The 19,945-nt window shown below is 68.1% G+C and carries 16 protein-coding genes; 3 read left to right on the top strand and 13 right to left on the bottom strand.

Annotated features, from left to right (window positions below):
- Positions 1-24: 24 nt before the first annotated feature.
- The 8 genes from F1734_RS22275 to F1734_RS22240 all read right to left on the bottom strand — a co-directional run bounded on the left by F1734_RS22275 (position 25) and on the right by F1734_RS22240 (position 8,393).
- Complete coding sequence (locus F1734_RS22275) at positions 25-822, bottom strand: SDR family NAD(P)-dependent oxidoreductase (RefSeq protein WP_010593409.1); 798 nt, start codon at positions 820-822, stop codon at positions 25-27.
- A complete protein-coding gene (locus F1734_RS22270) occupies positions 819-1,379 on the bottom strand; it encodes an aromatic-ring-hydroxylating dioxygenase subunit beta (protein WP_010593408.1) in 561 nt (186 codons plus the stop codon). Before F1734_RS22270 ends, F1734_RS22275 begins: the two co-directional genes overlap by 4 nt.
- Entirely contained in the window at positions 1,376-2,656 is a 1,281-nt protein-coding gene (locus tag F1734_RS22265; RefSeq protein WP_203011085.1) for an aromatic ring-hydroxylating oxygenase subunit alpha, read from the bottom strand. The genes F1734_RS22270 and F1734_RS22265 overlap by 4 nt, the downstream gene beginning before the upstream one ends.
- A 79-nt stretch (positions 2,657-2,735) precedes the next feature.
- A complete protein-coding gene (locus F1734_RS22260; RefSeq protein ID WP_203011084.1) occupies positions 2,736-3,854 on the bottom strand; it encodes an NDMA-dependent alcohol dehydrogenase in 1,119 nt (372 codons plus the stop codon).
- A gap of 39 nt (positions 3,855-3,893) precedes the next feature.
- Positions 3,894-5,369, bottom strand: coding sequence for an aldehyde dehydrogenase (locus F1734_RS22255; protein WP_203011083.1), 1,476 nt, complete (start codon positions 5,367-5,369; stop codon positions 3,894-3,896).
- 81 nt (positions 5,370-5,450) lie between these two features.
- A complete protein-coding gene (locus F1734_RS22250) occupies positions 5,451-5,771 on the bottom strand; it encodes a 2Fe-2S iron-sulfur cluster-binding protein (protein ID WP_203011082.1) in 321 nt (106 codons plus the stop codon).
- Positions 5,772-5,826: 55 nt separating this feature from the next.
- Positions 5,827-7,065 carry an NAD(P)/FAD-dependent oxidoreductase gene (locus F1734_RS22245; protein WP_203011081.1) on the bottom strand — a complete coding sequence of 413 codons (1,239 nt, stop codon included), beginning with the start codon at positions 7,063-7,065 and terminating at the stop codon, positions 5,827-5,829.
- The gene (locus F1734_RS22240; RefSeq protein WP_203011080.1) at positions 7,062-8,393 is read right to left on the bottom strand and encodes a cytochrome P450; all 1,332 of its coding nucleotides are present in this window, start codon (positions 8,391-8,393) and stop codon (positions 7,062-7,064) included. The genes F1734_RS22245 and F1734_RS22240 overlap by 4 nt, the downstream gene beginning before the upstream one ends.
- A gap of 459 nt (positions 8,394-8,852) precedes the next feature.
- Between F1734_RS22240 and F1734_RS22235 the strand changes: the two genes are divergently transcribed.
- From F1734_RS22235 to F1734_RS22225, 3 genes are all read left to right on the top strand, one after another.
- Positions 8,853-10,034 (top strand): LuxR C-terminal-related transcriptional regulator, encoded by a 1,182-nt coding sequence (locus F1734_RS22235; RefSeq protein WP_238424015.1) that lies wholly within the window; start codon positions 8,853-8,855, stop codon positions 10,032-10,034.
- A gap of 118 nt (positions 10,035-10,152) precedes the next feature.
- A complete protein-coding gene (locus tag F1734_RS22230; RefSeq protein WP_203011079.1) occupies positions 10,153-10,377 on the top strand; it encodes a hypothetical protein in 225 nt (74 codons plus the stop codon).
- A gap of 180 nt (positions 10,378-10,557) precedes the next feature.
- Entirely contained in the window at positions 10,558-14,019 is a 3,462-nt protein-coding gene (locus tag F1734_RS22225; RefSeq protein ID WP_238424014.1) for a serine/threonine-protein kinase, read from the top strand.
- Between the two features lie 33 nt (positions 14,020-14,052).
- Here F1734_RS22225 and F1734_RS22220 read toward each other — a convergent pair whose 3' ends face one another.
- The 5 genes from F1734_RS22220 to F1734_RS22200 all read right to left on the bottom strand — a co-directional run bounded on the left by F1734_RS22220 (position 14,053) and on the right by F1734_RS22200 (position 19,587).
- Complete coding sequence (locus tag F1734_RS22220) at positions 14,053-14,304, bottom strand: DUF3263 domain-containing protein (protein WP_203011078.1); 252 nt, start codon at positions 14,302-14,304, stop codon at positions 14,053-14,055.
- Positions 14,305-14,379: 75 nt separating this feature from the next.
- Positions 14,380-15,825: an aldehyde dehydrogenase gene (locus tag F1734_RS22215; RefSeq protein WP_203011077.1), complete on the bottom strand. Its 1,446-nt coding sequence runs from the start codon at positions 15,823-15,825 to the stop codon at positions 14,380-14,382.
- A 39-nt stretch (positions 15,826-15,864) separates the two neighbouring features.
- Entirely contained in the window at positions 15,865-16,971 is a 1,107-nt protein-coding gene (locus F1734_RS22210) for an NAD(P)-dependent alcohol dehydrogenase (RefSeq protein ID WP_203011076.1), read from the bottom strand.
- Positions 16,972-17,030: 59 nt separating this feature from the next.
- Positions 17,031-18,260 carry an NAD(P)/FAD-dependent oxidoreductase gene (locus tag F1734_RS22205; protein ID WP_203011075.1) on the bottom strand — a complete coding sequence of 410 codons (1,230 nt, stop codon included), beginning with the start codon at positions 18,258-18,260 and terminating at the stop codon, positions 17,031-17,033.
- Positions 18,261-18,264: 4 nt separating this feature from the next.
- On the bottom strand, positions 18,265-19,587 hold the full coding sequence (locus F1734_RS22200) for a cytochrome P450 (protein ID WP_203011074.1): 1,323 nt from the start codon (positions 19,585-19,587) through the stop codon (positions 18,265-18,267).
- Between the last annotated feature and the right edge of the window lie 358 nt (positions 19,588-19,945).

Here is a 19,945-nt window from a genome sequence, read left to right as displayed (position 1 = left end):
GTGCCGCGGCGGAGCGGAGAGGTTTCAGCCCATGCTGCTGCCGCCGTTCACACTGATCACCTGGCCGGTGACGAAGCCGGATTCCGGGCGAAGGAGATAGGCGACGGCGCCGGCGACTTCGTCGGGAACGGCAGGGCGTCCCATCGGAATGAGCCGCACCGCGTCCTCGACGACCGGCCGCAGAACCTCGGGGAGGCGGTTCGCTTCGATCGCGGCGGCCAGCTCCGCGGTCAGGGTGTAGGCCGGCGCCACGGTGTTCACGGTGATGCCTGCGGGCGCGAACTCGCGCGCCAATCCGACGGCGAACGCGTGCACCCCGCCCTTTGCGGCGTTGTAGACCGCGTGGGCGGTGAGCCCGTTGCGCACGGACTCGGCGCCGATGTTGACGATGCGTCCCCCGCCGTTGTCGACGAGATGGGGGAGTAACGCCATGCTGGCCCGCAGCGTGGTCCACAGGTTGTTGTCGATGGTCGACTTCAGCGTCTGCTCGGTGTGCTGGAGCGTCGGCGCGATGACGCCCCCGCCGGCGTTGTTGACGAGTCCGTACACCGGGCCGAACGCGTCCGTGGCCGCGGTGAGCATCGCGTCCGCGGCGCCCGGGAGCGCCAGATCACCGACGAATCCGGTGGGCTCGGGAACGCCGGGGGGTGCGCTCAGCGCCCCGAGCCCGCGATGGAGTTCGTCCTCGTCCCGGGCAGCGACGAGCAACGACGCGCCGTCGGCGAGCAACCTGCGGGTGATCGCGAGACCGATGCCGGTCGCTCCTCCCGTGACGACCACGGTGCGGCCCCGCAACGGTGCCCCGTCCAGTTCGGCGTTCACAGGATGATCGCGACGTCGGACACCTGGCGCAGGCTTCCCATGCGCAGCACGCACCGCTTCGACGCGATCCGCAGGTGCCCGTCGACGACGCGCAGTCGATAGTGGTAGCGGCCGGCGTAGGTGTAGGAGCGTTCGCCGCGGAAGCGCCAGACGACGAACTCGGCGACCACCGGAAGCTCGGCTGCACCGCCGGTGCCGTCGACGACCGGGCGCAGCCGCACGTTGGACACCTGGTGGCTGGTGGCCGAGTGCGGGTATTCCCGGTGTGCCCGGCGGGAATTGAGTCGCTCCACGCGGCAGGACAGACGCAGGTGGTCGTCGTCGACGAGCACCAGGTCCCGGGCCGGGTCGGCGTCGGGGGTGTCGTTGCAGGGCACGACGTAGCGGCAGTCGTCGGTGTAGAGGGTGATCCAGGTGTCGAGGTCCCAGTCGTCGAGCAGTTCGGCCTCGAGGTAGAGCAGGTCCTCGACTCGGCTGCGGGTGACCTGCCGAAGGTCGCCGACCTGCGGGGAGGGCGCCGGCGCGGCCTTCGGGGTCTCGGGTGCGGTGGTGGTCATCGGGCCTCTCCGATCATCTGCTCGTTCCAGCGTCGCCAGAAGGCACGCATCTGCTCTTCGTCATTGGCCTCGGGCGTGCGCGCCATGCCGCGTGAGATGTCGTTCCACTCCACTCCGCCGCTGTGGAAGCCTTGCTGGCAGGACTCGAGGGCTTCGATGTCGTCCGGGGTGGCGAAGCCACCGGGCCCCAGGAAGGTGAGGAAGCTGTCGAGACGGCGCTGCCGCAGCTGGGATTGCTCCTGACTCGGAGCGAGCTCCCAGGCGGTGATCTCCATCCGGTCTGCGGAGACAGGCATGAAGGTGCGTACGGTGACAGCCATGATGTCGTTGATCACCAGGTTCGGGTAGATCAACAGGTTGCGGTTGACGTCGGCCATGCGCGCGGCGCGCTCTTCGCCGTGCTTGGCCACGAGCTCGGCGCGCAGCCGGCTGATCTCCTCGCGCGCGCCCTCACCGAACAGCGGCTCCCACTTCGCTACCGGTCGGCCCCACGGTGCGGTGTATTCGAGTACCGCGTGCCCGTTGCCGAGCGCCTTCGCCGTGCCCTGGACCCCACCCGCGAGGTCGGTGCCCAGCGCTACCAGGTACTTGAAGTAGGTGTCGTGGGTGCTGACCGCGTGGTAGCCGTCGATGCTGTTCTCCGCCAGGAGTTTCCAGTTGGCGTTGATCGCGTACTCGTTGGTTCCGGAGATGATTTCCGCGTCCTCGACCGCGTCGACGACGAGGTCGAGGTACTCCGTGGCGCCCGCCAGGTAGTCGACCAGGGGCACGATATCGCGATCGTAGGAGAGGAAGACGAAGCCGCGGTAGCTGTCGACCTTGGCGGCGGGCCGGAGCCCGAGTTTGCCGAAGTCGAGGTCGTCGCCGTAGGCCTGGCGGTCCGGGATGCCCACCAGTTCACCGTCGGTGTTGAACGACCAGGCATGGTAGAAGCACGAGAAGATCTTGGCGTTGCCGCGTTCGGCGCGGCAGACCATGGCGCCGCGGTGGGTGCAGGTGTTGTGGAAGACGTTCACCTGCCCCGATCGTCCGCGGACCATGAAGACCTGACGTCCGCCGACGGGGCGGCGCACGTAGTCGCCCTTCTTGCGGATTTCCGACTCGTGCCCGACGTAGAGCCAGCTGTGCGCGAAGACCCGCTCGAGTTCCATCGCATGGATCTCCGGTGAGGTCATGGTGGAGCGGTGGACACGGAAGCTGTGTGCTTCACGATCGTCCTCGACGAACGGTCCGTGGGGTGTCGGTAGCTGGGTGGTCGGGTCGTCTGTGACGGTCATCGGTGCCTCTCTGGGATTGGGCCGAGGTTGGTGCGGGGGAGGGGATCCGAGGGGCCGGATCGGAGCAGTCGTGCGGTCGCTAGAACCGGATGACACCGCGGATGTTGGTGCCTGCACGCATGTCGTCGTATCCCTGGTTGATGTCGTCGAGGGCGTACTCGGTGGTGATCAACTCGTCGAGCTTCAGATAGCCGGCCTGGTAGAGGTCGAGCAGCTTGGGGATGTCTGCGCGCGGGCTCGACGAGCCGAACAGCGAACCCACGATCTTCTTCTCGTAGAGGATCAATTCGAGGATCGGTACCGGGATGCCGACGGCGGTGGCGTTTCCGAGGGCAGTGACGACGACCGTGCCCTGCTTGCGGATCCCGGCGAATGCCTGCGCGATGTGGTCGCCGGTGATGACGCCGACGGTGACGATCGCGACGTCGGCGCCCTGGCCGTTGGTGAAGCTCTTCGCGATCTCGATGGCCTCCTCGACGGTGGCGACGGCGTGCGTGGCACCCAGTGAGAGCGCCGTGTCCCGCTTGAAGGCAACGGGGTCGACCACGATCACTCGTGCCGCACCGGCGTGCACGGCACCCTGGACGGCGTTTGCGCCGATGCCGCCGACACCGAGGATCAGCACGGTGTCGCCGGGTTGCACCTTGCCGGTGTTGACCGCCGAGCCCCAGCCGGTCCCGACTGCGCAACCGAGCAGGCACGCCTTTTCCAGCGGGGTGTCCGCCGGGACTTTGATGGCGGAGTCGACGGCGACCGTCGTGTATTCGGAGAAGGTGGAGATGCCGAGCGCCTGGGCGACGGGGGTGCCGTCCTCGAGCTGTAGGCGGAAGCTCGTCGGATCTTCCCAGCGCGAGCCGACCAGGACATTGGCGCCGAGGTCGCAGAGGTTCTGGTGCCCGGTGGAGCACCAGCGGCATTTTCCGCAGGCAGGCAGGAACGAGAAGATGACCTTGTCTCCCGGTTCGAAGCCGGAGGTGTTCGGGCCGACCGACTCGACGATGCCGGCGCCCTCGTGTCCACCGCAGACCGGGTAGACAGCGACGGGGAGGTCACCGGTGGCCATGTGGTCGTCGGAGTGGCACAGCCCTGAGGCGACCATCCGGACTCGGATCTCGTTCTGTCGGGGTTCGTCGACGACGAGGTCGACGATCTCGAACTTGCCAGGGGCTTGGCGGAGAACGGCGCCGCGGCTTTTCATGAGGACTCCTCGGTTGTGGGTCGGTGTGACGGGTTCTGCTCAGGCCTGCGCGGCCGAGGCGTCGAGATAGACGGTCTTGAGGACCTGGTAGCTGTGCAGGGCCTCGGGTCCGAGTTCACGGCCGATTCCGCTGGCCTTGATTCCGCCGAAGGGGGCGACGGGGTCGTTGACGTAGCCGTTGATGCCGATGCTGCCGGTGCGCACCCGGCGGGCGACGGCCTCGCCACGCTCCGGGTCGGCGGTCCAGACACTGCCGCCCAGGCCGTAGTCCGAGGCGTTGGCGATGGCAACGGCCTCGTCCTCGTCGGTGTACGGGATCACCGACAGGACCGGCCCGAAGATCTCCTCCTGGGCGATGGTGTGGTTGTTGTCGACATCGGCGAACACGGTCGGCTGCACGTACCAGCCGCGGTCGAGGCCCTCCGGCCGGCCGCCGCCGGCGGTGAGCCGGGCCCCCTCGGCCTTCCCCTTGGCGATGTAGGACTCGACCCGATCGCGTTGCCGTGCCGAGACCAGCGGACCGATCTGAGTGGTCTCGGCCAGGGGGTCGCCGATCCGCAGGGAGGACACGAGTCCGCTGACGGTGTCGACGACCTCGGCGTATCGCGATCGCGGCGCCAGTACGCGGGTCGAGAGCCAGCAGATCTGTCCGTTGTTGAGAAGTGTCGAGGCGAAGAAACTCTCGATCGTCGAAGCCAGGTCGGCGTCGTCGAGGACGATCGCGGCGGACTTGCCGCCGAGCTCGAGGGTCACCGGGCGCAGCAGGCGCCCGCACGTCTCGGCGATCGTCCGGCCGGCCGCCGTCGACCCGGTGAACGAGACCTTGTCCACCTGCGGATGGGCTACCAGGTAGGCCCCGACATCGCCTCCGCCGGGCACGACGTTCAGCACGCCCGCCGGCAGTTCTGCCTCGGCGGCTGCCTCGGCCATCAGCATGGCGTCGAGGACCGTCTCCGGAGCAGGCTTGAGCACGACCGTGCACCCGGCGGCCAGGGCGGGGGCGAGCTTGAGGAAGGTGATTCCCTGCGGGACGTTCCACGGGACGATCGCGCCGACCACCCCGATCGGCTCACGGATCACCCGCGCCTGCCCGCCGAGCATGCCCTGCCGGGTCTCCTCCTGGGGGGTGTCGGCGACCAGGCCGGAGTAGTAGCGCAGCAGCAGGGCCGGGAACCCGCCCTCGAACTGCTGAGCGAGCCAGATCGGCATACCGTTCTGCGAGCTCACTCGGGTCGCGGTTTCGGGGGCGCGCTTCTCCAGTGCCACCGCGAAACGCTCGAGCGCCTCGCGGCGGCGCGCCGGATCCCAGCGGGACCAGCCCTGAGGGTCGTCGAATGCCCGGCGGGCGGCGGCAACGGCGTCGTCGATGTCCCGTTCGGTCGCCTCCGGGACGCTGCCGAGGCGTTCCTCGGTGGCCGCGGCCCGCACCTCGACGGTGCGCGACGATGACGGGTCGGTCCAGTGGCCGTCGATGTAGAACTGCTGATAGTCGGTCGTGCCGGTGAGTGCGGTCATGGGGTGCGGCTCCTTTGCAGCGCGGTCCCGGAAAAAGGGGTGAGGAAGGGGATGGACCCGCAGGCGGGGTCCGGCGCCGGATCAGCCGTTGGAATCGGGCACGACCACTCGGGCGCCCTCGCACGCGGCGTTGACGATCAATTGGCATGACAGCCGGGACCGCTCGCCGACGTCCTCGGCGTACTCGAGCAGGTCGCGTTCTTCGTCGGTGGCCGCATCGAACAGCTCGGCGTACTCGGGGTCGACGTGTACGTGGCAGGTCGCACAGGAGCAGCTGCCGCCGCACTCGGCGACGATGCCGGGCAGGTTGTTGCGAACCGATCCGTCCATGATGCTCTGTCCCACTGGGACATCGACGATGTGAGCGGTCCCGTCGGGGACGAGATAGGTGATCTTGGGCATGGTGTTCCTCGGGTCGTGCGGGTGGGTGGGTGTGCCGCAGGCCGGCGCGATGACGTCAGCGGACGGCGTCGCGCAGGGCGACGCCGGGATCGGCCAATCGACCGGGATCGACAGGTGTGCCGGCGCCGATCCACTTCTTTCCGGCCATGAATTCCGGTGCGGCATTCGCGGACTCGACCGCGACGGGGATTCCGTCGCGCAGGTGGAAGAGAGCGAAGCGGCCCGACTCGGGGTTCCCGCGGCGGACGACGTCGGCCCCAGGCCGCACGACGCCGGCGATCTTCAGCTTCAGATCGAACTGGTCGGACCAGAACCATGGCGTCTCGGGCTGCGGCGACGGTGTGCCCAGGATCGCGGCTACCGCCTGCCGGGCCTGCTCCGTCGCGCTCGGGATGCTCTCGAGTCGCCCGATGCCGTCGAGTCCGGGCACACGCCGGCAGGTCACGTCGCCGATGGCGAGTATCGCGGGATCGCTTGTGCGAGCGAACTCGTCGACGACGATGCCGCCGGCCGGTCCGCGCTCGAGGTCGCAGGCTGCGGCCAACTCGTCGCACGGCAGGGCGCCGATCCCGACCAGCGCCGCGGTGCAGTCGATCGTCTCCCCGTCGTCGAGGACGACGCGTTGCACCTGCCCCTCGGTGCCCTCGAGCCCGACGACCCCGACACCGGTCCGCACGGCCGTGCCCTGCGCGGTGTGCCGCGCGGTGAGGATCGTCGACAGGTCGGGGCTCGCGACCCGGGCCAGCACCCGGTCCTCGCGTTCGAGGATCACCGCGTCCGCGCCGGCGGAGCGAACTACTGCCGCGACTTCGAGGCCGATGTAGCCGCCGCCGATGATGGCGAGTGTGCGGTCTTCCGCGACCCACTTGCGCAGGGCCCGGGCGTCGCCGAGGGTCCGAAGTGCGCCGACCCCGGCCAGGTTCGCGCCCGCGACCGGCAGGGGGCGGGGGCGGGAGCCGGTGGCCAGGACCAGCACGTCGTACCCGATCCGCTCGCCGGAGGTCGTGACGACCCGGCCGGCCTCGCGGTCGATCGCGGTGACCTGTTCCCCGAGGCGTACCGTGACATCCTGCTCGCGGTAGAACTCCGGGGGGCGCAGCCACTGCTCGAGGTCCCCCTCGGCGAACTTCTTCGACAGCGGCGGCCTGTGGTACGGGTAGTCCAGTTCCTCACCGAGCATCGTGATCCTGCCGGTGTGCCCCTCCTGCCGGAGCAGGCCCACGAGTGAGGCCGCGGCATGTCCGGCACCGACGACCACCACGCTCCGGTCGGCGGCAGGGGCAGCGGTGGTCATGCGAGCTCCAGCCGGACCGGCAGGCTCTTCAGCCCGCCGACGAAGTTGGTCTGGGTCACCTTGCGTTCCCCGGTGATCTCGATCGAGCGGATGCGCGGCAGCAACTCCTCGAACATGATCCGCAACTCCTGCTTGGCCAGGTGCTGGCCGGTGCACATGTGGGGGCCGTAGCCGAAGGCCATGTGCCGGTTGGGCTTACGGGTGATGCGGAATTCGTCCGGGGTGTCGAAGACGTCGGTGTCGCGGTTGCCGGACTGGTAGAGCAGCATCAGCCGGTCGCCGGCCTTGATGTGTCGACCGCGCAGCTCGTAGTCCTCGGTGGCCTGGCGCATGAAGTGTTTCACCGGGGAGCACCAGCGCAGGCCCTCGTTGATCAGGTCTCCGATGAGGGTGGGGTCCTGCTGGACCGCGGCGAGCTGATCGGGGTGGTGGGCGAGTGCTTCGAGGGTGCCGGCCAGGGTGGAGGTGGTCGTGTCGTGTCCGGCGGTCGCGATCGTCACGAACCAGCTGTAGGCGAACTGCTTGGGCCAGTACTCGCCGTCGGCCTGCCGCGCGTTGGCGATGATCGAGGCGAGGTCCTCGCGCGGATTGGCGCGGCGATCCTCCACCAGCACGTCGAAGTACGCGAAGAAGTCGGCGATGGCGGCGGCCCACTGCTTGGCCGCGGCCTCCGGGCTGAGGGGTTCGACGTCGGCGCGGACCTCGTCCGGATCGGACGTACCGAAGAACTCCTGGGTCAGAGCCATCATGCGCGGCTCGTCCTCTTCGGGAACGCCGAAAAGGGTCATGACGACGTGCAGCGGGTAGAAGATCGCGAAATCCTTGACGAGATCGAATTCGTTCATTCCGGGGCGCAGCCTCCGTGCGATCGCCTCCGTGGCCAGCGTCCGGATGCGATCCTCCCAGCGCTTGAGGTTGGCGGGCCGGAACCAGTCGCTCGCGACGTCCTTGACCGCGGTGTGCTCCGGCGGATCGAGATAGGGCAGGGCGTCGAGGATGCGCAGGCTTCCGCCGGTGAGGCTCTTGGTGAACGCGTCGCCGGCCTGGTTGGTCAGGATGGGATTGTGGGTGCCGGGTGCGGACCCTCCGCCGTTGCAGAAGAGTTCCGGCCGGCGCTCGATCTCCAGAATGTCGGCGTGTTTGGTCACCAGCCACAGCGGGTCGTAACCTTCGACGTGTACCTGGGGGAGCGGGTTGTTCTCCCGCAGCCATTTGTAGGCCGCGAACAGGGCCGTTTCGTCTCGGTGGCCTTCGGGAAGAACGATCCGGCGGGCGATTTCGTCCGGTACGGGTCGGGTGGGACCCGTGATGGCCTCGATGGTGGTCACAGTTTTCCTCCGATGGGTGGCAGCAATGTCGCGGAGACGTCGCGGTCCGGCCGTCCGTTGCGTGACGCCGATCACTCGAGTCCCGATAATCTTCGATCCCGGGCGGGGTGATGCACATCACTCCCTGGGCGCACGTTTCTCATCCCAACGGCTGACTCGGCCTCGACGACCACCTGCGCCGAAGGGGGGACGAGCGCGTCGCCACGCCTATCGTTCGACGGACAGGAGGAAGATTCGAAAACATGCATCCATGTCTCACCCCGCGGTCGAGTGGATCGGCGGACGGGCTCCTGAGCGCGGTCGGCGCGGGCGAGCGAGAAACGCCACCAGTCCGGGCCCGAACGAACTACGCCGATCGGATTCCTTCAGAAAACCCGGAGTATTGAGACATGCATGCATGATTTGCTAACGTTTCTCTTATCTGCTCTGGCAATATGGCCGGGAAGGAGCACCGAATACGTGGTACCGACGATGCCTTTCGGGTCGACCGCGGCCGGCCGCGCTTCTTCGCCTGCGCTACGCCCTGTCGGGAGTGTCGGCGAGGAGTTGGAGCGGGCCCGGGGCGTGCTGGCACTTGCCCACGAGCTCCTGGGACGGGGCGCCCCGGCGGATCCGCGCACTGCGGCCGACCTCGACGAGGCAGATATCGCCCTCGAGGTCGTCGAGAAGGCCCTCACGCGCAGGCTCGGTGAAACAGCGCCAGGCGCGGAGATCGCACGTCTGCTCGCGTTGTCTCAGCAGGTCGGTCACGCGCGGGTGATGTTGCGCCAAGCCGAGCTGGCGCAGCGATCGGAGGCGATCGCCGGAGTCGGGCGGGCGCTCGATGCGCTGCGGACCGTCGGGTCGGTAGCCGACCTCGTCCGGTTCGCCCCGACCCATGTCGGCGAGCTGGGGTATCAGCGGTGCATGTTGTCCCGCGTCGAGGGCAACCGCTGGGTGGCGAAGTCGTGCTACGTGCGGAACGATTCGGCGCTCGCTGCCGAGATCCTTGCGGTCGGCAGTCGCAGCAGAACCCTGGGCCACCGGCTCATCGAAAGCGAGATCGTGCGGCGCCGTTCTCCGGTGCTGGTCCCCCGGGCGCAGGCCGACGACCGCGTGGACCCGGGCTTCAAGCAGGTCACAAGCACGTCCTCCTACGTCGCCGCTCCCATCATGGTCGGCTCCGGAGTGTTCGGCTTCGTCCACGCCGACAGCCCGAGCGACGGGCGGGAGGTCGGCGAGTTCGATCGGACGCTTGTCCGCACGTTCTCGGAATGTCTCGGCTATGCCCTGGAACGTCTCTACTACCAGGAACGCCTCCGGACGATCCGGCAGCAGGTCACCGCCGTCATGGATGCCTCGCCGGACATGCTCGACGAAATGATCGGTTCCAACGAAGAGCCGGCGAACGATTCGGTCGTTGCGCTTCCGGGATATCGCCACCCGATGCAGTCCGGCCACCCTGCGGGGAATGTGGACCTGCTGACCCGGCGGGAGCTCGAGGTCCTTGCGCACATGGCCGAGGGTGACTCGAATGCCCGCATCGCGAACCGGCTGTTCATCTCGGAGGCCACCGTCAAGGCCCACGTGAGGCACATTCTGCGCAAACTCGGTGCCGCCAACCGAGCTGAGGCGGTCTCCCGCTACCTTCGGGCGGGGTAACTCCTTCCGGCGTCGAGGAATCCGACGCGAGTGCCAGGGCGGGGTGCCCTGCGGTCCCGGCTCCCGCTCCAGGAACCGGGGATCGCCGAGTCCGGTCTTCCGATGCCCGGTGCCCGCTGTGACCGGACTCGAGCCGGGCGGCATGCTTTCATCGATGATTCTGTGGCACACCGAAATCGCTTCTCCCGTGCTGGAATTCGACAACCGCGCGATCGCCGCGCTCAGCATCACAGGTGCCGTCGACCGATTCGGGCCCGAGCTCCACGCCTCCTCGGTCCGGGCGGGAGCAACCGGGGTGGCCGCCACCATCGCGCGCCGGGCGCACATGCCGGAAGACACGTGAGATGTGGCGCCATGAGTGCGGGACCGGCCTGCTCGGACTCCCGCTACTCTCGCCGGCCTCGACTCCCGCCTCAGTCTGTGCTGGTAGGGCTAGAATGAGGAACCAACCCCAGGTAGAGCCATGAGTAACCATGATCCAACCGGAGACAGTCAGTGGCGTAACAGTCGGTGAGGACGAACCGTGTCCGACGAAGCCGTCGAGCATCCCCCGAGCCAGTTCGAGGCAGAGATAGCGAACGAGCTGGCTGCTGTCGGATTCGACGAGCCTCGGGTGCTGGGCCGCGGCGGGTTCGGCATCATCTACCGTTGCCGTCAACCTGCCCTGGACCGGGTAGTGGCGATCAAGGTCTTGAGCTCGAGCCCCGATGAGGTCGACCGCACCCGCTTCCTGCGTGAGCAGCAGGCGATGGGCCGGCTGTCGGGGCATCCGAACATCGTGCACGTGCTCGAGGCCGGCGTCACCCATACCGGGCGTCCCTACATTGTGATGCCGTTCCACCGCCGCGACTCGCTCGAAGCGTGGATCACCCGACGCGGGCCCCGCACGACCGCCGAAGTTGTCGACATAGGCATCAAACTGGCCGGAGCCCTCGAGACGGCACATCGGGCCGGGGTGCTGCACCGTGACGTCAAACCGGCGAACATCCTGATTTCCGAGTACGGCGAACCGCAACTCGCCGATTTCGGGATCGCCCGACTGTCGGACCGGCAGGACACCACCCGGGGTCTCATAGTGGGTTCTCCCGCCTACACCGCGCCGGAGGTGTTGCACGGGCACCCTCCATCGGTCGCCTCGGACGTCTACGGGCTCGGCGCGACCTTGTTCACCGCCCTGGCCGGTCGACCGGCCTTCGCTCGCCGCCGGGGTGAGGAACTGGTGGCGCAGGTGCTACGGATCAGCACCGACCCGATCCCCGACCTGCGCGAGAAGGATGTCCCGGAGGGCGTCCGGGTGGTGATCGAGCAGGCGATGGCCCGCGCCCCTGCCCACCGCTTCGGGACGGCGGCGGCGCTGGGGGAGGCGTTGCGCCGGGCCGGAACGGATCTGGGATACCTCGTTGCCGACCTGCCGCTGCCGCTGGCGTGGGACGAGGAAAGCTCACCGCAGCGGGAAAAGCGTGAACCTGCGGGCACCGCGGCGTACCTGCGCCTCGATCCGTCGGCCGGGGCGTCCGGGCCCGTCCCTCCGCCCGCCGTGACCACCAAGTACCGCCCCCCGGTCACGGCGCACGCGATGGTGCCGCGCGCCCGGCTGCTCGGCAGACTCGGGACCGGAACCCGACCCCGGTTGATCTTGATTCATGGTCCGGCCGGATACGGCAAGACCACCCTGGCCACCCAGTACGTGCAGATGCTCGAGCGCACCGGGGGTACGACCGCCTGGTTGACCATCGACGAGGACGACAACACCCCGGCGTGGTTTCTCGCTCATCTCGTCGATGCGATCACGGTGACCCTGCCCGGGTTGGGCACCGAGCTGACCCGGGCGCTGGAAGGGCACGGGGAGGGTGCCGAGCGGTTCGTGCTGACGACGCTGATCAACCGGGCGCACACGGGTGGACAGCACATCGCGGTGGTCCTGGACGACTGGCACCGGGTGACCAACCCTGCGAGCCGAGCCATCGCCCGGTTCCTGCTCGAACACGGCTGCCACCACCTGCAGCTGGTCGTCACCAGCCGGACCCGGCAGGGTCTGCCGCTGAGCGGCCTGCGGGTGCGCAACGAGTTGATCGAAATCGACTCGGCCGCATTGCGATTCGACCTCGACGAGTCCCGGGAACTACTCACCGGCGCCACGGATCTGCAACTCGAGGACGAGGAGGTCGTCGATCTGGAGGAATCGACCGACGGGTGGGTGGCGGCGCTGCAATTGGCCTCGTTGGCCCTGCGCGAACACCGCGATCCGCGTGCGGCGATCCGGCACCTGTCCGGCCGGCACCGGGTTATCGGCGAATACCTCGCCGAGAACGTCCTCGACACCCTCGAGCCGGATCTGCTCGACTTCCTGCTTGCCACGTCGATCACCGAGCGCACGTGCGCTGCCCTGGCCACCGCCTTGACCGGCCGGGGGCATACCCAGACGGTGCTCGAAGACATCGAGGCGCGGAACCTGTTCCTGACGCGTCTCGACGAGGACGGGCAGTGGTTTCGCTACCACCACCTGTTCGCCGAATTCCTACGCCGCCGGCTCGAGCGTGACGATCCGGAACGCCTGATCGGTTTGCATCACACTGCCGCCCGGTGGTTTCTCGAACAGCATCTACTCAGCCCGGCTGTGGATCACTTCCTCGCCGCCGGCAGCGACGACGACGCGATCGATGCCGTCGAACACGAGGCGATACCGCTGCTCGAGCGCTCCCAGATGAGTACCCTGCTCGGGCTGGCCGCAAAGCTCCCCGGCACATCCAGCGCGCGTCGGCTGCGCCTGCAGACCGCGCTGGCCTGGGCGCACGCCATCCTGCATCATCGCGCTGCCGCTGCCGAGGCGCTCGGCAACATCGCGGCAACTCTGCCGTCGGCAAGTGCCGACGAAGCTGACATCCGAGCCGAAGCAGCGCTCATCCAGGCCACGGTCAACGCCTTCGACGACCGGCTCGACGGGATGGATGCGGCGGTCGAGGCCTGCAGTGCCCGTTCCGACCGGCTCCGCCCCTGGGTCGTGTGCGGCACCGCTGACGTCGCGTCGTTTCGCTCGATCCATCGGTTCGACTTCGCCGACGCCCGGCGTTGGCAGCAATGGGTACGTCCATACCATCGGCGGTCTTCCGGGCCCTTCAGCGTCATCTACGGGTACTGCCTCGACGGGCTGGCCGCAAGAGAACAACTCGATCTCGACGGCGCCGAGGCCAGTTTCCGCCACGCCATGCAGCTGGCAATCGAGCGAGGAGAGGAACTGTCCTACGGCTCCCGGCTCACCGGGGCCCTTCTCGGAGACCTGCTGTACGAACAGGGGAACCTGGCCGAGGCGGAGCGATTCCTCGACCAGAGCTACAGTCTCGGGGCAGAAGGCGGAACGGTCGATTTCATGCTGTCCACCTACGTCGTCGGTGCGCGCCTGAAGCACCGGCTCGGCAGGTACGACGCCGCTGCCGAGCGATTGAACGAAGGCGAACAGCTGGCACGCACCCTGCAACTTCCGCGCCTGGCGGCGCACCTCGTGAACGAGCGCATTCGCCTGGGAATCGGATCCGGGCATTTCAGCCCGGACAGCTTTCCTCGGCAGCTCCCGCAAGGACCGCTGGACGGTATCACTCGGGTCACCACCGAGATCGCGGAGGAATCGGTCGTCCGGCTCCTTGTTGCCGGCTCGGCCGGCGCCCGGAAGCAAGCCTGTGACAGGGCTCGAGTGCTTGCAGAGTCGATCGACGCCACCCAGCGGCCGAGAGCATCCCTCTATGCGCGCGTGTTGCTGACCGAGTGCCTCGCCACTGCCGGGTCGGACCGTGAGGCGGTGCGCGTGGTCCTTCCGTTGCTCGAGCAATGCGCCGGGGTGAGGATTGTGCAGCCCTTGCTGGATGCGGGGTCGGCCGTCCGCGCCCTTCTACACCGCCTCGCGCAGGGGCACGGCGCCCACGCTCTCAGTCCCGCAACGGGTCTCCACCTGGACCGATTGCTGGAGAGCCCGTACCACCCCTCGGGCTGATGTGGCTGTCCCGTATCGGATCCACCGTGCATGTCACCGTCGTCGGCTGCGCGACATCGGCTTCTGCTGGACGACTGGTGGATAGCCGAGTTTGCGTGTGCAGAGGTTCTTCAGACGGCGCCGGGTCCCGGCGTCGATCTTCGGTCGCGCGTCGAGGAGACACCGCAATCGGTGGTAGAAGTCGGTGGGGACGAGTCCGAACTCGGGAAGGATATGCTCGTCGCCGCCGCCGTAAGGTGCCCACTGCACCGCGAAGTCGAGCAGCGCGACTTCATCTTTCGTCATTGTGTTTCCTTTCCTGACACCTACCGCCGTGGGTGCGGCCGCATGCACGTGCATGCGGCCGCACCCACGCCGGGGTCATCGCATGTCGAGGTAGATGCTCTTGAGTTGTTGGTAGCTTGCCAGTCCTTCGGGTCCGAGTTCCCGTCCGAGTCCGCTGTTCTTGATGCCGCCGAAGGGGGCGGTGGGATCGTTGGCGTAGCCGTTGATGCCGACGGTGCCGCTGGCGATGTTGCGGGCGAACCGGGTACCGCGGTCGGGGTCTGCGGTCCAGACCGAACCGCCGAGGCCGTAGTCCGAGTGGTTGGCGATGGCCACGGCCTCGGCCTCGTCGGTGTAGGGGATGACCGACAGCACCGGGCCGAAGATCTCCTCCTGCGCGATGGTGTGCCCGGTCTGGACGTCGGCGAAGATGGTGGGCTCGACGAACCAGCCGTGCTCTGCCCCGGCGGGACGCTTGCCGCCGGTGGTGATGCGTCCGCCGTCCGACTTGCCCTTCTCGATGTAGCCTTCGACGCGGTCGCGTTGGCGGGCCGAGACCAGCGGTCCCATCTGGGTCGTGTCGGAGAGCGGGTCGCCGACCGCGATGCCCTTGGCGAGATCGGTGATGGTGTCGACGATCTCGTCGTAGCGGGAGCGCGGCGCCAGGACGCGGGTGCCGAGCCAGCAGATCTGGCCGTTGTTGAGCAGGGTCGCCGCGTAGAAGGATTCGACGTTCGCGGCGAGGTCGGCGTCGTCGAGGATCACGGCGGCGGACTTGCCGCCGAGTTCGAGGGTGACCGGGCGCAGCAGTTCACCGCAGGTGCGGCCGATGGCCCGGCCGGCGGCGGTGGAGCCGGTGAACGAGACCTTGTCGATGCCCGGGTGCGCCACCAGGTAGGCGCCGAGTTCGCGGCCGCCCGGGACGATGTTGAGCACACCGGCGGGCAGGCCCGCCGCGATCGCTGCTTCGGCCATCAGGAAGGCGTCGAGCACCGTCTCCGGGGACGGCTTGAGGACCACGGTGCAGCCGGCGGCGAGCGCCGGAGCGAGTTTGAGGAACGTGATGGCCTGGGGGACGTTCCACGGCACGATCGCGCCCACCACGCCGATGGGGGCGCGGGTGACGAGGGTCGCTCCCCCCAGCATGCCGGGACGGATCTCGTCCTCCTGCTGGGCCGCCATCTCGGCGTAGTAGCGCAGCAGGAGGGGCGGGAAGCCGCCCTCGAACTGCCGGGCCAGGCCGATGGGCATGCCGTTCTGGCTGCTCACCCGGGTTGCGGTGTCCTCGGCGCGGGCGTCGAGTTCGTCGGCGAAGCGGCCCAGGACTTCGGCGCGCCGGGCGGCGCTCCAGGACGCCCAGCCGTCCGGGCCGGTGAATGCTGCGCGGGCGGCGTCGATCGCATCGTCGAGGTCGGACTCGGTACCGTCCGGGACCGAGCCGATCCGCTGTTCGGTGCTCGGGGAGATGACCGGGATCGTGGCATCGCCGGACGGTCGTACCCATCCGCCGCGGATGTAGAGCTCGGTGTAGTCGATCGTCATCGGGGTGTCCTTCTCGGGAAGTGTGTCGGGGTGGGGTGGTCAGTCCTGCACGAGCACGGGTTTGAGCACCTCGCCCCGGTGCTGGGCCGCGATCGCGTCGTTGATCTTCGCGAAGGGGAAGGTGGTGACGAGCTTGTCGAGCGGGAACCTGCCCGCCTTGTAGAGCTCGACCAGTTCGGGGATGAACTCGTCGGGAACACTGTCGCCTTCGATGATCCCGGTGATCGTCAGTCCCATGGCGAGGGAGTTGATGATGTTCAGCGGCACCGAGGCCGCCGGGTCGGCGGGCACGCCGATGAGGCCGATCTTGCCGTGGAAGGTCATGGCGCCGACGAGCGACTCGATCACGGCCGGGACGCCGGAGGTGTCGATCGCGTAGTCGACACCGGCCGGGACGATGGCACGGACCTGCTCGACGAGGGGACCGGCGGCCGGATCGACGACGTGGGTGGCGCCGAGTTCGAGGGCGAGGTCGCGCCGGGACCGGTGGGGTTCGACGGCGATGATGGTGGTGCAGCCCTGCACGACGGCGCCCATGACGGCGGCCAGGCCGACCGAGCCGGCGCCGGCGACCAGGACCGCGGAGCCGGGCCGGCAGTTCAGGGAGCGCATCACCGCGCCGGCACCGGTCTGGATGCCGCAGCCGAGGGGGGCGAGGAGTTCGGCCGGGAGGTCGTGGGGAACCTTCACGACATTGCGTTCGAAGGCGAGGCTGTGGGTGGCGAAGGAGGACTGTCCGAAGAACAGGCCGGTGAGGCGCTCGCCGTCGGTGGTGGACAGCGGGCCGGTGCCGTCCTCGCGCACCCCGTCGTAGGCGAGGTGCATGAACTGGTGGCAGTAGGAGGGTGCCCCCGTGGTGCACGACGGGCAGGTCCCACAGCTGTGGAAGGTGATGCCCACACGGTCGCCGGGTGTCACCTTGGTGACGCCGGAGCCGACTTCCCGGACGATGCCGCATCCTTCGTGGCCGAGGACGGCGGGCAGCGCGGTCGGGAGGGCGCCGTCGCGGGCGGCGAGGTCGGTGTGGCAGATGCCGACGGCCTCGATCTCGACGAGCACCTCACCGGCCCTCGGTCCCTCGATGATGATCGGCTCGAGGGTGAACTCGGCGTGCGGCTCTCTCGCGACTGCTGCGAGTGCTTCCATCGTCACGTACTCCATGTCTTGTGGGCCGACCCGGTAAGGCCGGCGGAAATCGAAAGGGTCTACAGAACGGCGTCCCGCAACGAGGTCACGGGATCGGCGAGTGCGGTGGGATCGAGCTTGGTGCGGTTACCGATGAAGCGTTTGCCGGCCATGAATTCGGCTGCGGCGTTGACGGTCTCGACGGCGACCGGCACGCCGTCACTGTCGAGGTGGAACAGGGCGAAGGAGGACTCGGACGGATCTCCGCGCAGGACTGCCCGGGTGTCGGGATCGACCATTCCGGCCATTTTCATTTTCAGGTCGAACTGATCCGACCAGAACCACGGCACCTCGTGGGGCGGCAGTGGTGCGTCCGTGATGACGGCTGCCGCTTGCTTCGCCTGCTCTACCGCGCTGGGAATGCTCTCCAGTCGCACCATCTTGCCCAGGGTGTCGTGCAGGCGGTAGGTCACGTCCCCGATGGCGAGGACATGCGGATCGCCGGTGCGCGCCGAACCGTCCACCACGATCCCGGTGAGGCATTCGATGCCCGCTTCCCGGGCCAGTGCGTCGTTGGGGATCGCTCCGACGCCGGCCAGCACCAGGTCGCAGGCGATGTGGGTGCCGTCGGTGAGGGTGACTCCACCGACTCGACCGGCTGTCCCGGTGATCTCCCGGACCTCGGCTCCCGTGATGATGCGCGTGCCGCGGTCGCGGTGGAACCGGGTGAGGACGGCCGACAGCTCCGGGCTGGCGACCCGCGCCAGCACCCGATCCTCACGCTCGACGACTGTGACTTCGCAGCCGCGGGCGCGGGCCGAGGCTGCGACCTCGAGTCCGACGTACCCGCCGCCGACGATGGCCAGGGAGGAGCCGGTGTGGACCGCCGCGCGCAGTTGTGTGGCGTCGGCGAGGGTGCGCAGGCTCAGGACACCGTCGAGGTCGCTTCCGGGGAGTGTCAGTGTCCGCGGTGTGGCGCCGGTGGCGAGGACGAGCGTCGTGTACTGGAGGATCTCGCCGGATGATGTCGTCGCGGTTCGCGCGTCCCGGTCGATGTGCACGACCGGATCGCCCAGCCGGGTCTCGATGGCGTTGTCGGCGTAGAAGGAATCCGGCTTGAGCCATTGCACGAACTCGTCGTCGGCGTACTTCTTCGACAGCGGCGGCCGGTGATACGGCGGATGTGCTTCCTCCCCGCACAGGACGATGCGGCCGTCGAACTTCTGTTGCCGCAGCATGCCGGCGAGTGTGCCGCCGGCATGCCCGGCCCCGACGATCACCACGGTGGGTGACGGGTGTGGCGTGAGCATCGTGTTACCCGGTGAACTCGATCTTGACGGGCATGTTCTTGAGTCCACCGACGAAGTTGGTCTGGATCATCTTCGTGTCGTCCACCAGCTCGAGGGACTCGATGTGGGGGAGCAGTTCTTCGAACATGATGCGCAGTTCCAGTTTCGCCAGGTGCTGGCCGATGCACATGTGCGGGCCGTAGCCGAAGGCGATGTGCTTGTTGGGCCGGCGGGTGATGTCGAAGCGATCGGGGTCGGGGATGACCTCCGCGTCGCGGTTGCCCGACTGGTACAGCAGCATGAAGCGGTCGCCCTTCTTGATGTCGCGGCCGCGCAGCGTGTAGTCCTGCGTCGCCTGACGCATGAAGTGCTTCACCGGCGAGGCCCAGCGCAGCGACTCGTTCACGAGGTGCGGAGCGAGCGCCAGATCGGCCTTCACCTTGGCGAGCTGGTCCGGGTGGCGGCCGAGCTCGAGCACGCCGCCTGCGAGGGTGCTCGAGGTGGTGTCGTGGCCCGCGGTCGCGATGGCGATGAACCAGCCGTAGGCCATCTCGTTCGGGTAGTACTCACCGTCCTTGTCGCGGGCCAGGGAGATGATCGTCGCGAGGTCGTCTTTGGGGTTGGCGCGGCGATCCTGGAGCAGCCGTTCGAAGTACGCGTAGAAGTCCTGGATCGTGGCCACCCACTGCTTGGCGGCGGCGTCCGGGGTGAGCGGTTCGACATCCTCACGGACGGCGTCGGGGTCGGCCGTCCCGAAGAACTCCTGTGTCAGGGCCATCATGCGGGGCTCGTCCTCTTCCGGCACCCCGAACAGGCTCATGATGACGTGCAGCGGGTAGTTCAGGGCGAAGTCCTTGACGAAGTCGATCCGGCCGTCCGTATCGAGGAGTCGGGCGACGGACGCCTTGGCGAGGTCACGGATGGTGGCTTCCCACTTTGCGAGGTTGGTCGGCCGGAACCAGTCGATCGCGATGTCCTTGATCTCGGTGTGCTCCGGCGGATCGAGGTAGGTGAGGGTCTCCAGGATGCGGAGACTGCCGTTGTTGATGCTCTTGGTGAACTCGTCGCCGGCCTGGTTCGCCAGGATCGGGTTGACGGACCCCTTGTCCTCGCCGCCCGCGCTCGTGAAGATGTCGGGCTGGCGCTCGATTTCCATGATGTCGGCGTGCTTGCTCACCAGCCACAGCGGGTCGTACCCCTCGACCACGGCGCGGCCGAGCGGGTTGTTCTCGCGCAGCCAACGGTAGGCGTCGAACAACGCGTCGTTGTCCCGGTGTCCTTCGGGAAGGACGATCTGACGGGCGACGGTGTCCGGGATCAGCTCCGTGACCTGCTCTGTAGTGCTCATCGATTCCCCTTCGTGGTGCAGTGAGATCTTCGTGGTGCGGTGAGATGTAGCGCCGTACGTTGCGGCGCTCACGCTGACTGGAGTGAGTTCAGCCTGTCAGCCGTTAGAGTGAGGGGCATCACACCAGCGAACGAAAGTTGTCCACCTAACGGGGGATGTGTGCCCGGTCACCCCCGCTGCCCCGTGCCGGTCCGGCCGCAACTTTCACCCTCGGGGAGGGGGGTAATCGGTCGATGTGGTGATGCGTACGCCGAGTGACCGGCGACACAATGTGGACATGGAGAACGCGCCGCACCTTCCGGGTACGGCACTCGGCCCCGCGAGGCGGCCGCGCAGATGTTCACCGGTCGAACCTGAA

The sequence above is a fragment of the Rhodococcus ruber genome (genome assembly GCF_016804345.1).
GTDB classification, from domain to species: Bacteria; Actinomycetota; Actinomycetes; order Mycobacteriales; family Mycobacteriaceae; genus Rhodococcus; species Rhodococcus ruber.
The sequence above is the reverse complement of the archived record's forward strand: the minus strand, read 5'-3'. Positions and strand labels throughout refer to the sequence as shown.

What these genes read in the sequence shown, in the direction of transcription:
- F1734_RS22200 (WP_203011074.1), bottom strand. Translation starts at nt 19,587, where the DNA reads ATGAGCACTACAGAGCAGGTCACGGAGCTGATCCCGGACACCGTCGCC.
- F1734_RS22210 (WP_203011076.1), bottom strand. Translation starts at nt 16,971, where the DNA reads ATGGAAGCACTCGCAGCAGTCGCGAGAGAGCCGCACGCCGAGTTCACC.
- F1734_RS22260 (WP_203011084.1), bottom strand. Translation starts at nt 3,854, where the DNA reads ATGAAAAGCCGCGGCGCCGTTCTCCGCCAAGCCCCTGGCAAGTTCGAG.
- F1734_RS22215 (WP_203011077.1), bottom strand. Translation starts at nt 15,825, where the DNA reads ATGACGATCGACTACACCGAGCTCTACATCCGCGGCGGATGGGTACGA.
- F1734_RS22255 (WP_203011083.1), bottom strand. Translation starts at nt 5,369, where the DNA reads ATGACCGCACTCACCGGCACGACCGACTATCAGCAGTTCTACATCGAC.
- F1734_RS22265 (WP_203011085.1), bottom strand. Translation starts at nt 2,656, where the DNA reads ATGACCGTCACAGACGACCCGACCACCCAGCTACCGACACCCCACGGA.
- F1734_RS22245 (WP_203011081.1), bottom strand. Translation starts at nt 7,065, where the DNA reads ATGACCACCGCTGCCCCTGCCGCCGACCGGAGCGTGGTGGTCGTCGGT.
- F1734_RS22220 (WP_203011078.1), bottom strand. Translation starts at nt 14,304, where the DNA reads ATGACGAAAGATGAAGTCGCGCTGCTCGACTTCGCGGTGCAGTGGGCA.
- F1734_RS22205 (WP_203011075.1), bottom strand. Translation starts at nt 18,260, where the DNA reads ATGCTCACGCCACACCCGTCACCCACCGTGGTGATCGTCGGGGCCGGG.
- F1734_RS22270 (WP_010593408.1), bottom strand. Translation starts at nt 1,379, where the DNA reads ATGACCACCACCGCACCCGAGACCCCGAAGGCCGCGCCGGCGCCCTCC.
- F1734_RS22250 (WP_203011082.1), bottom strand. Translation starts at nt 5,771, where the DNA reads ATGCCCAAGATCACCTATCTCGTCCCCGACGGGACCGCTCACATCGTC.